The organism is Gemmatimonadaceae bacterium, assembly GCA_035633115.1.
Classification (GTDB): Bacteria; Gemmatimonadota; Gemmatimonadetes; order Gemmatimonadales; family Gemmatimonadaceae; genus UBA4720.
The window spans coordinates 133,374-147,296 of record DASQFN010000103.1 but is presented as its reverse complement, the minus strand read 5'-3'; the positions used below and the strand labels follow the sequence as shown (position 1 = coordinate 147,296).

Here is a 13,923-nt window from a genome sequence, read left to right as displayed (position 1 = left end):
CGTACGCGTGCGAGTCATTGTCGCGATATCACTCGTGTGCGCGATCGCCGGCGGTTGCAGCAGGAAAATCGATCCTGTGCCACCCGGACCGCCACCCGTCGCCATCAATCTCGATCATCTTCGGCGGCTGGGTCTCGACGTGAACGTTGGCGGACGGCCCGTGCGCGTCGTCGCCCTCTACGCCGAGGCGCCTGACTATCAGCCCAAGGGATCGCCGGCGCGCGACGGTTACGAAGGCATCGCGGCCGTCGACGATGCGGCGCGTGCAGCGGTCGTCTATCTGCGCGCGTTCGAGCAGACCGGCGATTCCACGGCGCGGCGTGATGCTCTCGGATTGCTTGCGTTCGTCGCCGCGATGGAGCAGGGCGATGGTGAGTTCGTCAACTTCATCGATACCACTGGTCGGTTGAACCTCGTTGCGCCGAGCAGCCGGAAGAGCATGTCATACTGGGCCGCGCGCGCCTTGTGGGCGCTGGGCGAAGGCGTGCGCGTGCTGGGCTCGAGTGACTCGACGATGACGAGCATGCGTCCCGTGCTCGATCGCACGGTTGCCCGTCTTTCGCGCGAGGTAAACAACGGAGCGTTGATTGGCGGATCGGCCACCGCGACGTCGGAAGCGCTGCTCGGTCTCCTCGCATTGCAGCGCGCCGAGCCTTCAGCCGAGCTCGCATCTCTCGCCGCGAGGACCGCTTCCCTGCTCGTGCCGCTCGCAGCAGGCAACGTGCAGACACCTCCGTGGGGCGTGCGCGTCGATAGGCCCGGCGCGGCATGGCACGCGTGGGGAGCGCGATCGACGGAAGCGCTGGCAGTCGCCGCTGTCGTTCTGAATCGGCCAGATTTCGCCGTCGCCGCGAGACAGGAAGCAGATGCAGCGTGGGGGAGGTTTCTGCTCGCCGGGCAGATCCCGTCGGAGATTGCAGCCGATGGAACGGTGAAATGGTTTCCGCAGATCGCGTACGGTGTTGGCACGGTGGTAGAGGGATATCTGGCGCTCGCCGACGCGACTGGCGACGACCGTTACGCAGTCTTTGGTGGTTTGCTTTGCGGATGGTTCCTCGGCGCGAATCCAGCGGGCGTGGCCATGTACGACGCCAAGACCGGACTGACTTTCGACGGGATCGATGGTCCGGCACCGCTTCGACTCAACAGGAACTCTGGTGCGGAGTCCACTATCGAGGCACTGCTCGCCCTTCAGGCGGTCACGAGCCGGCCGGAGGCGGCTGCGTATATGCGCTTTCGCCCCGTGGGCCCGCTCGCGCCATCTCTCGCGGCAATTCCGGATCGCCGTGAGTTCGCCGGCCCTGACGGCGCGCGAATCGTACTGAAGAGTGGAAAGTCGGGGCTCGAGATTGATCGGGCCGGCACCGCGTCTGATGGCGGCACACGAGCCGAATCCATCACGCTGACCTACTGGCCTGCCGCGAACCCATCCGAAACACAGCTGGCAATCGCGCTTGCAGCGCAGTGGAACAAGGAGAACCCGGCTGTGCAGGTCCGAGTGCAGCCGCTCCCCGCCGGCCGCTCGACGGAAGAAGTTCTGCTGGCGGCAATTGTCGCAAGGGCGACTCCGGATGTCAGCTCGAACGTATCTTCGGCTCTCTTGTCCCGGCTCGTGCGAGCAGGGGGAGTGGTCCGCCTCGACAATCGCGTGGCAACGAATGCGCGTCTGAATGAACGTACGAGTCCGGCTATGCTCAGCTCGCTGCGTCTCCCCGATGGCGGCATCTACGCGTTTCCGTGGAAGACGAATCCCGAAATGCTGATGTACAACGTCGACCTCCTCCGAGAGGCCGGCGTCGCACCTCCGCGCACGCACTCGGAGCTGCTCAATGTCATGCGACGGCTTACACGCGATACAGACGGGGATGGAAGGCTCGATCGCTGGGCGTTCTGGGCGACACTGAAGACTACGTGGTTCGAGAGATTCTATGATTTCTATCCGCTGTACCTCGCGAGCTCCGGCGGGAGAACGCTGGTAACTGGCGGTAAGATCATGTTCGAGAACGAAGCGGCTGTCGCGGCGCTGACGCTATTGCGGCGCGGCTTCGATGAAGGTGTGTTGCCTCGTTCCAATTTCGCGTTGGGACGGGACCCGTTCGCCGATGGAACAGTCGCGATGAAAATCATCGGGCCCTGGTTTCTCAAGGAGCTCGAAGAGATCAAGATCGCTGGCCTGCAATACGACGTGACGCCCGTGCCCGCAGCGGACGGGACAAAGCCAGGTGACAGCTACGCGTTCGCTGACCTGCGAAGCATCGCGATTTTTTCAACCACGAAGCACCCTGAGGAAACCGCCCGCTTTGTTGCCTACCTCACATCCCCCGCAGCAGACCGCATGCTCATCGAAACGGCGAGCCAGCTCCCCTACCGGCGCGGCCTCTCTGCGGATCCACGTTTTTCCGCCGTCCTGAAGCGCCGGCCAAAGCTCGCAACCTACGCCACGCACGTTGACCGGACACGCGACGTCGATCTCGACCCTGATATTGTCGAGATCTTCGACCTGATCTCCGAAGCGTATGAAGAAGCGGCGATTTATGGAAAGACTCCCGTGCGCGAGGCGTTGGCACGCGCGGCGACTGAAGCGAGGAAAATAGTGAATGCGCGCTGAGCAGCGATCGGGAGCACTGCTGGCGGCGCCGTACGCGCTCTTTCTGCTCGCATTCGCGGCCTATCCCATTGCGTTTGCGCTCGTGCTCGTTTTTCTGCATTGGGACCTGGTAACCCCGCCGTCCTTCGCGGGCCTCGACAACGTGCAGTTCCTGGCGAACGACGCGCGATTCTGGCGTGCAGTCGGGAACACGTTCGTCTTTCTCGCCATTCACGTTCCACTTCAGATCGCGACCGCGCTGGCGCTCGCCGTTGCTCTGAATCGTCCCCTCCGGCTCCGCGCTTTCTGGCGGGCAGCATTCTTTCTTCCGGTCGTGATTTCCGGCGCTGTCGTCGCGATTCTCTGGAGTAATCTCTACGCAACGGACGTCGGCCTGATCAACAAGCTGCTTGCGCGCATCGGCGTAGCTCCTGTGCCGTGGCTTACCGATCCAACGACAGCGATGCCCGCAATCGCAGCGATGGTGACATGGAAGAACGTCGGCTTCTACGTGATCATCTACCTTGCCGGCCTTCAATACATTCCGCGCTCGTGTCAGGAAGCAATCGAGATCGAAGGCGCAACTTCGTTGCAGCGGTTCCGGCATCTCACACTGCCAATGCTGCTCCCTCAGACAATCCTCGTCGTCACTCTTTCAACGATCAACGGCTTTCAGCTCTTCATCGAGCCGTATGTGATGACAGGCGGGGGCCCGCTTAGACGCACATACTCGATCGTTCTGTATCTCTACACGAACGCGTTCTCGTATCAGAAGATGGGATACGCTGCGACCATTGGAGTCGCACTGGCGCTCATTATCGGGACAGTCGTTTTCATTCAAAGGCGCGTTATCGGCAGCGCGGAGGCCGTATGAGGCTACTCGGCCGCATTGCGTTGTACGCAGGGCTCACGCTCGCCGCGCTGACCTTCATTTACCCGTTCCTCTGGATGGTATCGGCGACGTTCAAGCCGCCAACCGAAATCGGCACACTCGCGCTGATCCCCGACAACATCACACTCGACAACTACCGCACGATGTGGGCGCGAGCGCCGTTCGGCCGGGCGCTGATCAACAGCACATTGGTCGCCGGCACGATAACGCTCTCGGTGCTGGTTTTCGGCTCGATGACCGCATACGCAATGGCTCGCCTGCGCTTCCGGGGTCGCCCGTGGCTCAACGCCGCAACGATTGGCGTGCTCCTCGTGCCTGGCCAGCTCACGCTCATTCCGATGTACACGCTCATCGTTCAGCTCGGATGGATCGATACATACGCGGCGCTCATCGTCCCCTACCTCTTCAACGCGACCGCGATCCTGATGCTGAGGCAGTTCTTTCTCCAGATCCCGCAGTCTCTGATCGACTCTGCGCGAATGGACGGAATGGGAGAGATGCGCATCCTGTTCACGATTTTCTGGCCGCTGTCGAAGCCCGTGCTGTCGATCGTCGCGATCTTCACGTTCATGGGATCATGGAATGAGGTGCTCTGGCCGCTGTTGGTGGTCCGCGAGCAACAGCTGATGACGCTGCCGCAGCTGCTCACCGTCTTCGCACTCGGCGGCGGCGCCGGCTCGGTTGGCGTGTCACTGGCCTCAGCGATGGTCCTGGTGGTGCCCGTCGTCGTCGCCTACGCATTCCTTCAGCGCAACTTCATCGAGAGCATTGCGAGCTCTGGAGTAAAAGGATAGCTATGCCCCCAGTTTACTTCGAGCACATCACGAAGCGGTTCGGCGACTTGACCGTCGTGGAAGATTTTGACCTTCACGTTGCCGACGGCGAGCTGCTCGTTCTCGTCGGCGGGTCAGGCTCAGGTAAGACAACGATCCTTCGGATGCTCGCCGGTCTCGAGGAAGTCACGACTGGCACGATTCGCATCGACCAGCGCGATGTGACAGCCTTGCCCCCCAGGGACCGGGACGTTGCGATGGTGTTCCAGGACTACGGCCTCTACCCGCACATGAATGTGCGCGAGAATCTCTCGCTTGGCCTGCGTCTGAGGAAAATCGCCACGCCTGAGATAGACCGCCGAGTGACCTGGGCGGCAGGAATGTTGAGGCTCGAGCCGTTGCTGGATCGCAAGCCGAAGCAGCTCTCCGGGGGACAGCAGCAGCGCGTCGCAATGGGGCGGGCGATGGTGCGCGAGCCACTCGTGTTTCTGTTCGACGAGCCTTTGTCCAATCTCGACGCCGGGCTTCGCGCCCAGATGCGGATCGAAATCGGTGGTCTTCAGCGCCGGCTGAAGACGACGACGGTGTACGTGACACACGATCAGGTCGAAGCGATGACGCTGGGCGACCGGATCGTCGTTCTGGCGAATGGACGCATGCAGCAGGTCGGCACCCCAATCGAGCTCTATCGTGCCCCCATCAACCGATTCGTCGCTGGGTTCATCGGAACGCCACCGATGAATTTCATTGACGGCCGCCTCGAGCACGACGACGGCGCGCCGGTCTTTGTCGCTGAGGGAATTCGAGTGAAGCTGAGCCCCGATGTTCTGAAGGAGGAAAGTGCATCCGACTCGGTCACGCTGGGGATCAGGCCAGAACACCTCGAGGCGGATTCCAGCGAGGCTCAGTCAGTCGAGAACCCGGTGCCGGGACGCGTGGTGCTGGTCGAGCGCCTGGGAGGAACGAGCCACGTCCATTTCGACGTCGGTCCTCACCGGTTGCTGGCATCCGTGTCGAACGATTTGCTGCCGGATGTGGGCGAGCTGATCACCGTCCATGTGCCGCCGGGTCGTGTGCACTTGTTCGCCGCCGACGGCCGGGCGCTTGGGGCTCCAGCCGAACCAGAGGCGACCCGGTAACAGTGGTGTAACACAATTTGTGCAAATCTGGCACAATTGGAGCCGTCTTACGATCACAGCCGGATCAGACTTCTCTCCTCGGAGGAGCGTCGCGCGGCTTCGATGATCTCGAGCGCAGCCACAGCATCGGCGGGATCGACGGGTGGCGGAGCGCCACCTCGGAGTGCAACGACAACTCCTTCGTAGAAACGCTGGTAGCCTCCAACCTCAGTCGTGACCGGGCGCGTTTCATCACCTTGTCCCAGAAGTCCCCACGCGTCACGCGGATCCTCTCCAAAACCCGTGGAATCGACGCGAGGATTGCTCCGAAGGGCGGCTTCCTGTACGTCGAGTCCATGCTTCACGTACGCAGCTTCGCTCCCGAGAACGCGAAACCGCGGACCGGGTTGCGCAGCCACTACACTCATGAAAAGGTGAGAGCGCACACCCGACGCGTGGGTAAGCGCGACGAAAGCGTCGTCGTCAACCTCAACCGAGGGGCGGCGGCGGTCGAGCTCAGCGTAAACGTGACTCGCAGGACCGAACAGAACCAATGCTTGATCGATGAGATGACTCCCGAGATCGTACAGCAGCCCGCCCGCCTCTTCCGGAGCGCCCTCCTCGCGCCATCCACCTTTTGGAACCGGCCGCCATCGGTCGAAGCGTGACTCGAAACGCAGAGGGGCGCCGAGCGCTCCCTCGCTCAACAGACGCTGGACGGTGAGAAAATCGCCGTCCCATCGTCGATTCTGAAATACCGTTAGCATGCGCCCTCGCTTGCGCGCTTCGTCGATCAGGCGACGACCCTCTGCCGCAGTCGGCGCCAGCGGCTTGTCGACGACGACATGGAGGCCCGCGGCGAGCGCGGTCAAAGCAAGCGGGACGTGTGTTCTATTCGGAGAGGCGACGACGACAAGATCGAGCTCCTGCGCGTGAGCCCATAGCTGTGTCGTGTCGTGGAAGATCGTTGCGCGCGGATGCGCTCGTCGCGCGTCGTCCCGGCGTTCCTCGTTACTCGTTACGATCGCCGCGAGACTGAGCCCCGGTGTCGCCTCGATCAGCGGAGCATGAAACACCGCGCCGGCGAGTCCATAACCGATCAGTCCAACTCGAAACTCGCTGGTCGGATCCGCTGTTTCGGGAATTGTCAGTACCGTTTCGTTGCCGGCTGGAAAGTATCCAAGCTGTGCCGAACTGTCATGCGGTTTCAGCGGTATCGGGTCCTTTATCGGAAGATGATCCAGATTACGCCGATCGTCGCCGCAAGCAGCAGCGACAGCGCGATCGTCAACCGCCGCTCGGCCGGAGTGTCCGCGGTATCGACCTCCTTTGTCGCCGTCTGGAGCGTGAGGTCAGCAACGCGGTCTGGCGCGGGCGGCGGAGTGAGGAAGCTGACTACTATCAGGATCGCGCTGCAGAGTGCGAACAGCAGTGCGGCGAAATGAAGGAAGTTGATCCCCGCAATCCATGACCACAGCGTATCGGGCGGCAGCTTGGACTTGGAGAGCTCGAGAACGAGACGGGCGAAGCCAATCACGAAGCCCGTCCACAAAGCCGCGAGCGCGCCGCGGCCGTTCAGTCGCGGACTCATGATCCCAAGAAGGAAGCATGCCGCAATCGGCGGCGCGATGTACGCCTGGACGCTCTGAAGGTAGATGTAGAGCTGTGGCGAGATGTATTTCATGAAAGGGATCCAGGCGAGGCCGAGAACAACCAGGATCACGGTAGCCACGCGTCCGACGGCCACCAATCGCGCTTCGCTCGCGTCCGGCCTCCACTTGCGGTAGACGTCCCATGTCAGCAGGGTCGAGGCGGAGTTGAATGCGGAGGCGAGCGAGCTCATGAGCGCAGCAAGCATTCCTGCGAGGACCAGACCTTTCAGCCCGATAGGGAGCAACCGCGACACGAGCACGGGAAAGGCGGAATCGGCCGAACCTGTCCGGACATCCTCGTACAGGGCCGCGGCGATCATGCCAGGGAGAACGAAGATGAACACAGGAAGGATCTTCAGAAATCCGGCAAAGATCGTCCCGCGACGGGCCTCTCTTATGTTGCGCGCCGCGAGTACACGCTGCACGATGACCTGGTCCGTACACCAGTACCAGATGCCGAGGATCGGTGCTCCGAACAACACTCCGGTCCAGGGGAAGGCAGGATGGTCAGAGGGCTTCCACATGGAGAAGAAGTCCGGCGGCACGCGAGCTTCGAGCCCCGACCAACCTCCCACGGCCCCGAGGCCGACGAAGGTAAGCACCACCGCACCGACGATCAGTACGAGTGTCTGCATCACCTCTGTATAGATCACGGCGCGTAGCCCGCCGAAAATGACGTACAGACCCGTAATGACGACCAGAATTGCCGCGCTCGTCCAGAAATCGAGTCCGGTGACCGCCCGCATCACGATGCCACCCGCGAACAGGGTCACACTGATCTTCGTGAGCACGTATCCCACTATTGACACCCACGTGAAGTACGCGCGCGAAGCGGAGTTGTATCGGAGCTCCAGGAACTCGGGCATCGTGTACACGCCGCTCCGCAGGTAGAACGGAACGAACAGCCAACCAAGAAGCAGCAGGATGAAGCTCGCGAGCAGCTCGAAGTGGCCTACTGCGAGCCCGCTTGCGGCTCCGGTGCCGGCCAGTCCCACGAGATGCTCGCTTCCGATGTTCGATGCGAAGAGGCTGGCGCCAACCGCGAGCCAGCCCACATCGCGGCCCGCGAGAAAGTAATCGGAGCTGACATTCTTCTTGCGCCGGGCGGCCCATAACGCGATCCCTGCCAGCACGAGGAAGTAGGCCGCGATCACCAGCAGGTCCACGATGTGCAGATTCGTCATGGCGTTTGTTGGTGAGAAGTTGTTTGCTCCCTGCCCCGCTCGAGCGCAGAGGATGAAGCAGCTGAAGCTTGTCGTTGTTCCGCGCAGCAACGATCACGCGGTCGCCCCCTGCACGCCGCAGGGACGTCAGCCGGCGAACCTTTCCTTCGATCGCGACTCCGCTTTTCCCCATTTCGACGGACAGAAAACGACCGCCTCCGTCGCCGCGAAGCAAGAGGCCATAGCTTGCGTCGTAGCGCCCCCGGACCGGCGTGACTCTCACGAGCTCGTCGCGCCCCGCAAGCGGATAGCTGACACCATTCCTGAAAAACGTCACGATCTGTTCAAGCGAGCCGTCGTTGAAGAAATCGTGGACATACATCCGCGCCGGCCGGCCACGGGTCGCGCGTATTGCACTGTTACATCGGTGAACCGCCCGGCACCGTCGTTTTGAAGATCCGAGGCCTCTGAAGGGGGGTGTCGGGCCGACGGTGAGTCCGCGGGATCGGGCGCCCGAGCAATCCCGGGCAATGCGGTAGTTCACCGCCGTATTTCTGTAGTTCACCGCGCGTTCCGGCAGTGATTCTTTGCCTTGTATCGAGCTTCACAGGCCCGGCAGGAATCGAACCTGCAACCGCCGGTTTTGGAGACCGGTGCTCTACCAATTGAGCTACGGACCTACAATCCGCTTTCGATCTCGCTTACTCCGAGTGCGTCGCGGGAGGGTGGCTGACGGGAATTGAACCCGCAACCCCCGGAGCCACAGTCCGGTGCTCTAACCGATTGAGCTACAGCCACCATGTCACCTGCGTCGTGCAACCGCGTCGTGCGCCTGCGTCGTGCACCTGCGTCCTGCATCTTAATCGCGCTACTTTGCCCTGTCGAGATATTCGCCGGTGTTCGGATTCACACGGACCTTCTCACCGGTGCGGACGAACTCGGGAACGTTGATCGTGACTCCGTTCTCGAGCTTCGCGGGCTTCGTCGAGGCCGTCTTCGTGGCCGTCTTCATCACGACCGAAGTATCCACCACCTCGAATACCATCGAGTTCGGAAGATCGATCCCAATCGGGCGGCCATTGTAGTACTCGGCCTGGATCTTCATACCCGGCTGCATCCACTGCGCGTAGTCGCCGAGTGTTTCCGAATCCATCTCGATCTGATCGTAGTTCTCGGTGTTCATAAAGTGGTAAGTGTCACCACCCTGGTACATGAACTCGAGGTCGTGCGTTTCCATCGACGCTTTTTCGACGGTATCCGCCGCGCGAAAGCGATGCTCGAAGCTGGAGCCGCTGCGAAGATTTCTCAGCTTGGCCTGCACCATGGCCCGGAGATTTCCGGGCGTGTGGTGACGAAATTCGAGCACGCGGCAGGGATCCCCCTCGAAAACGAGGACCATTCCGCGTCTGATTTGTGTCGCGGGGAAAGCCATAAGTCGGTCCGGAAACAGTTTCGGGGATAGCCTTTAAATTTAGCGGGAAATCGCAGTTTGAGGCAACAAACGCACGATGATTTGGACCAGAAATGCCTATCCGCGATCTCGCCACGATGCGTAGATCTCTGCGACGACAGGCTTCAAGGCACGCCACACGTTGTCGGCAACAATCCGCTCGCCCGCGAGGTTCGGATGGATGCCGTCCTCCTGATTCAGCGCAGGATGTCCGGCAACGCGGTCGAGCAGAAACGGCACCAGTGTCACACTCTCGTTCCTGGCGACAGTCGCGTACGCTTCCCGGAAGCCCGCCGTGTACCGCGCGCCAAAATTCGGCGGCGCCTCCATGACGGCGAGCAGAATCTTTGCTCCTGGCTGAGCCTTTCGTATCCGGCCGACGATTGCCGTGAGATTCGATTTGAGCGCGCTTGCGTCGAGCGCGCGCAGCGCATCGTTTCCTCCTGTTTCCACAACGACGACGTCCACCGGATTCTTGAGCACCCAGTCGATGCGGCGCAGCGCGCCGGCCGACGTCTCACCTGAAAGACCAGCATTGATCGCGGTGATCGGCACTCCTTCCGCCGCCGCCTTGGCCGCGACCATCACCGGAAACGCCTGCGACGGGTCGAGGCCGTATCCCGCAGTCAGACTCGTTCCGAAGAACAGCACGCTAACTTTCGCTCGAGCCGAATCCTTCGCGGTGCTTTCGCCGTTCGATGCACTGGGAGAATCCGCTGCCGGTACGGCATCCGCGGAAGCCCGCTTGGCCGCTGTCGCACCATCCATATTTCGCTCCGGCTGGCACGCAACCAGGGCGCCCAGCAATACAATCCAAGAAATCTTCATGCTCATTGCAAAGGAAGTTACGCGGGAATACAGGAGCGGTGATCAGAACCTTGCCGTTCTGAAGGATGTGTCATTCACCATACCCCAGGGCGATTTCGTGGCAATCGTCGGGCCCTCGGGCAGCGGCAAGACAACTCTGCTCGGGCTCCTCGCAGGTCTTGATACTCCGACTCGGGGCACGGTGATCCTCGACGGTCACGACCTGACGACCATGTCCGAAAACGAGCGGGCCCGGCTCCGGGGCGAAAAAGTCGGCTTCGTCTTTCAGACGTTCCAGCTCATTCCGACGCTGACGGCACGGGAGAACATTCAGGTTCCACTCGAGCTCCAGGGTAACGACGGTGCGTCGGAGCGCGCACGGGAGCTTCTCGAGCGGGTTGGCCTCGAGCAGCGCGGGCACCATTTCCCCATGCAGCTCTCGGGAGGCGAGCAGCAGCGCGTTGCTCTTGCACGCGCTTTCGCGAATTCGCCGCGAATACTCTTTGCCGACGAGCCGACTGGAAATCTGGACGCTGCCAGCGGTGCGCGAGTGTTCGATCTGCTTGCGTCGCTCAACCGGGATTCTGGCTCGACGATTGTTCTGGTGACCCACGACGCCTCGCTCGCGGCGCGGGCGGGGCGCACGATACGGCTGAGCGACGGCAGAGTCGTGAGCGACGGCACCCTCTCCATCGACGCGGGTGTCGTAGCTGACGCCGCAGTGGCTGCTCAGTGACTACGCCTTCGATCGGATCGGCTCGCGGCAAGGCTTCACTCCGCCAGTTGATAAGCCTCACGTGGCGCGAGAGCCGGAGCGCGCGGCGGCGCCTCCTGCTCTACATGTCTGCCATCTCGCTCGGCGCGGCAGCCTTGGTGGCAATCGATTCCTTCGCGGGAAACGTAGACCGGTCGGTGCGCGATCAGTCCCGCGCCCTCCTCGGCGGAGACATTTCGTTTCGCTCACGCAAGGTGTTCACTCCCGCTCAGGGCGCAATTCTCGATTCAATTGCTCGCGCATCGGGGGCGACCTACGCGCGCGTCGTGACATTTCCGTCGATGGCTTTGCTTTCCCGTACCGGACGCACAAGGCTGTCGCAGGTTCGCGGAGTGAGCGAGAACTACCCGTTGTACGGGCAGATCACGACGACGCCGGCCGGCCAATGGGCGGCGCTGCAGAAAGGCGCAAACGCGCTCGTCGATCCGTCGCTGCTCGTTACGCTCGGGGCGCGCGTCGGCGATACGCTGAGCCTGGGGTATGCCCGCTTTCGAATCATCGGCACGTTGAAGCTGGTGCCCGGAACGCCCGGCGTCGCCGAGATCATCGGGCCGCGAGTTTTCATTCCGGAGCAGTACCTCGCCCAGACGCAGCTTCTCGTCTTTGGAAGCACCGCCGAATACACCGTGCTCGGGCGGCTCGACCCCAGCCGCGATCCCGTCAAAGTAGTAAAGCCCTTCCGCCCCCAGTTGCGCAAATCCCGAATCAACGTTTCCACAGTAACGGAGACTGAAGACAGATCGTCGCGCTCGATCAACCAGCTCAGCCAGTTCATAGGGATCGTTGGACTCGTCGCACTGCTCCTCGGCGGAGTCGGGGTTGCCAGCGGGGTTCGTGCTTATGTCGCACGAAAGATCGATACAGTCGCCATTCTGCGCTGCCTCGGCGCGTCGAGCCAGCAGGTTCTCGCGATGTACGTGATTCAGGCGGCGGCAATGGGCATTCTTGGCGCGCTGGCGGGCGCGGCTCTCGGCGTCGCGATCCAGTTTGGATTGCCACTCCTGGTGAAGGACTTTCTACCGGTCGATGTCGACGTCACCCTGGAGCCTCAGGCAATAATCACCGGCGTTCTGATTGGAGGGTGGATCGCGCTGATTTTCGCCCTTCGGCCGCTCCTGGCGCTGAGAAACGTCTCGCCACTGCAGACACTGCGGCGCGACGCTGACGCGGAAGTCCTCCGCATGCACTGGAACGACTGGCCGCGCGTTGTCGTGAATGCGGCGCTCGTTGCAAGCATCGTTGCGATCGCATTGTTGCGCGCCACTAATCTCGAGCAGGGACTATGGATCAGCGCCGCAACCGGCGGGGCGATTGCGGTGCTCGTCGCCAGCGCCTGGCTGCTCTCGTGGGTTGCGCGCAGAACGCTCCGAACCGGTTGGCCGTATGTCGTGCGACAGGGCGTGGCGAATCTCTACCGGCCCGCGAATCAGACGCAGTCCGTAGTGCTTTCGCTCGGCTTTGGCGCGTTCCTGATCACGACGCTGTATCTGGTACAGAGCAATCTGCTCGGCCAATTCAAGATCAGCATGGATGCGTCGAGCGCTAATCTCGTGTTCTTCGACGTTCAGGAGGATCAGCGCGCACCAATCGATTCGATAATCCGGGCTGCGGGGTATCGAGTAGTGGACGTCGCACCCGTGGTCACGATGAGAATCGCGAAGATCAACGATCGAACCGTCGAGGATATCTCGGCCGATACGCTTCGCCCACAAACGGCGGTTGGCGGGAAAACTTCACAGCGGCAGGGTCGATCGGCTTCCGGCGGCGCGGAGCGCAGATCAGGGCAGAATCGGGCGGGACGCCCTTCCTGGGCGCTCCGTCGCGAGTATCGCTCGACCTATCGCGACAAGGTTTCGTCGTCGGAGAAGCTCGTCGCTGGTAAGTGGTTCGGCGCCGAGGCGCTTCGCGGGCGTCGCGACACCGGAGAGGTTTCAATGGCGCAGGATGTTGCGGAAGAGCTGAGCCTCAGGATCGGTGACGTCGTCACATGGGATGTGCAGGGAGTTCAGGTCCCGGCTCGTGTCACGAGCCTGCGGGAAGTTACGTGGCAGCGGTTTCAGCCAAACTTCTTCGCGGTGTTCTCGCCGCCGACACTTCAGTCGGCACCCAAGCAGTACGTCCTTCTCTCCACTGTCAGCGGGCCTGATGCGGTGGCTGGGCTGCAGCGCGACGTAGTGTCGCGATTTCCGAACGTTTCGAGTCTCGATCTGTCGCTGATCAAGGAGTCGGTCGAGAAGATTGCATCGAAGGTCACAACCGCGATTCGTTTCATGGCCCTGTTCAGCCTGGCGATGGGAATTCCAGTTCTCTTCGCGGCCGTCGCGGCCACGCGACGCGACCGCATTCGCGAGGGCGTGCTTCTCAAGACGCTGGGCGCAACGCGTGGGCAGATCGCGCGAATACTTCTGGCCGAGTACTCTCTTCTTGGGCTGCTTGGAAGTCTGACGGGAATGCTACTGGCAATCGCCGGCGCCTGGGCACTGACGAATTACGTGTTCGATACACCGTTTTCACCGGCAATCGGCTCTGCACTCGCAATAGCGGCGGCGATGCTCGCGCTGACGATTACGATTGGCCTTCTCGCCGGGCGGGATGTTTTCCGTGAAACGCCAATGACTGCTTTACGTGACGTATAAATTGCTATTCGCGGTGCCCTCAGCCCGAGCTAGCTGAACCAGGCGAGCTGGAACGCGCGGCCTGAGCTTG

The 13,923-nt window shown here is 61.9% G+C and carries 11 protein-coding genes and 2 tRNA genes; 7 read left to right on the top strand and 6 right to left on the bottom strand.

Translation table 11 applies throughout. The annotated features are described in order from the left end of the window. The first annotated feature begins 7 nt into the window (after positions 1–7). Genes VES88_13685 through ugpC form a run of 4 tightly spaced genes read left to right on the top strand, consistent with a single transcriptional unit; the run spans position 8 to position 5,391 of the window. Positions 8–2,608, top strand: coding sequence for a sugar ABC transporter substrate-binding protein (locus VES88_13685; GenBank protein HYN82547.1), 2,601 nt, complete (start codon positions 8–10; stop codon positions 2,606–2,608). Further along, complete coding sequence (locus VES88_13680; protein HYN82546.1) at positions 2,598–3,461, top strand: sugar ABC transporter permease; 864 nt, start codon at positions 2,598–2,600, stop codon at positions 3,459–3,461. Before VES88_13685 ends, VES88_13680 begins: the two co-directional genes overlap by 11 nt. Further along, positions 3,458–4,273 (top strand): carbohydrate ABC transporter permease, encoded by an 816-nt coding sequence (locus tag VES88_13675; GenBank protein HYN82545.1) that lies wholly within the window; start codon positions 3,458–3,460, stop codon positions 4,271–4,273. Before VES88_13680 ends, VES88_13675 begins: the two co-directional genes overlap by 4 nt. Positions 4,274–4,275: 2 nt before the next feature. Beyond that, positions 4,276–5,391: a sn-glycerol-3-phosphate ABC transporter ATP-binding protein UgpC gene (gene ugpC / locus VES88_13670; protein HYN82544.1), complete on the top strand. Its 1,116-nt coding sequence runs from the start codon at positions 4,276–4,278 to the stop codon at positions 5,389–5,391. 53 nt (positions 5,392–5,444) lie between these two features. Here the strand turns inward: ugpC and VES88_13665 are convergent, their stop codons facing one another. Then, positions 5,445–6,473: a Gfo/Idh/MocA family oxidoreductase gene (locus VES88_13665; protein ID HYN82543.1), complete on the bottom strand. Its 1,029-nt coding sequence runs from the start codon at positions 6,471–6,473 to the stop codon at positions 5,445–5,447. A 122-nt stretch (positions 6,474–6,595) separates the two neighbouring features. Next, on the bottom strand, positions 6,596–8,206 hold the full coding sequence (locus tag VES88_13660; protein HYN82542.1) for a sodium:solute symporter: 1,611 nt from the start codon (positions 8,204–8,206) through the stop codon (positions 6,596–6,598). 52 nt (positions 8,207–8,258) lie between these two features. Between VES88_13660 and VES88_13655 the strand changes: the two genes are divergently transcribed. Further along, a complete protein-coding gene (locus VES88_13655) occupies positions 8,259–8,639 on the top strand; it encodes a hypothetical protein (protein ID HYN82541.1) in 381 nt (126 codons plus the stop codon). 153 nt (positions 8,640–8,792) lie between these two features. Here VES88_13655 and VES88_13650 read toward each other — a convergent pair. The 4 genes from VES88_13650 to VES88_13635 form a co-directional block, all read right to left on the bottom strand. Continuing rightward, a tRNA-Trp gene (locus VES88_13650) sits at positions 8,793–8,865 on the bottom strand. Positions 8,866–8,909: 44 nt separating this feature from the next. Then, a tRNA-His gene (locus tag VES88_13645) sits at positions 8,910–8,983 on the bottom strand. Between the two features lie 70 nt (positions 8,984–9,053). Beyond that, positions 9,054–9,617: an elongation factor P gene (gene efp, locus VES88_13640; GenBank protein HYN82540.1), complete on the bottom strand. Its 564-nt coding sequence runs from the start codon at positions 9,615–9,617 to the stop codon at positions 9,054–9,056. 96 nt (positions 9,618–9,713) lie between these two features. Beyond that, positions 9,714–10,463, bottom strand: coding sequence for an arylesterase (locus VES88_13635; protein HYN82539.1), 750 nt, complete (start codon positions 10,461–10,463; stop codon positions 9,714–9,716). Here VES88_13635 and VES88_13630 point away from each other — a divergent pair. Continuing rightward, positions 10,462–11,178 carry an ABC transporter ATP-binding protein gene (locus tag VES88_13630; protein HYN82538.1) on the top strand — a complete coding sequence of 239 codons (717 nt, stop codon included), beginning with the start codon at positions 10,462–10,464 and terminating at the stop codon, positions 11,176–11,178. The genes VES88_13635 and VES88_13630 overlap by 2 nt on opposite strands. Continuing rightward, on the top strand, positions 11,175–13,853 hold the full coding sequence (locus VES88_13625; GenBank protein HYN82537.1) for an FtsX-like permease family protein: 2,679 nt from the start codon (positions 11,175–11,177) through the stop codon (positions 13,851–13,853). Before VES88_13630 ends, VES88_13625 begins: the two co-directional genes overlap by 4 nt. The last annotated feature ends 70 nt before the right edge of the window (positions 13,854–13,923 follow it).

Excerpts from the sequence above, each read along its gene's own strand:
- VES88_13680 (HYN82546.1), top strand. The coding sequence starts at position 2,598 with ATGCGCGCTGAGCAGCGATCGGGAGCACTGCTGGCGGCGCCGTACGCG.
- VES88_13675 (HYN82545.1), top strand. The coding sequence starts at position 3,458 with ATGAGGCTACTCGGCCGCATTGCGTTGTACGCAGGGCTCACGCTCGCC.
- ugpC (HYN82544.1), top strand. The coding sequence starts at position 4,276 with ATGCCCCCAGTTTACTTCGAGCACATCACGAAGCGGTTCGGCGACTTG.
- VES88_13660 (HYN82542.1), bottom strand. The coding sequence starts at position 8,206 with ATGACGAATCTGCACATCGTGGACCTGCTGGTGATCGCGGCCTACTTC.
- VES88_13655 (HYN82541.1), top strand. The coding sequence starts at position 8,259 with ATGAAGCAGCTGAAGCTTGTCGTTGTTCCGCGCAGCAACGATCACGCG.
- efp (HYN82540.1), bottom strand. The coding sequence starts at position 9,617 with ATGGCTTTCCCCGCGACACAAATCAGACGCGGAATGGTCCTCGTTTTC.
- VES88_13630 (HYN82538.1), top strand. The coding sequence starts at position 10,462 with ATGCTCATTGCAAAGGAAGTTACGCGGGAATACAGGAGCGGTGATCAG.
- VES88_13635 (HYN82539.1), bottom strand. The coding sequence starts at position 10,463 with ATGAAGATTTCTTGGATTGTATTGCTGGGCGCCCTGGTTGCGTGCCAG.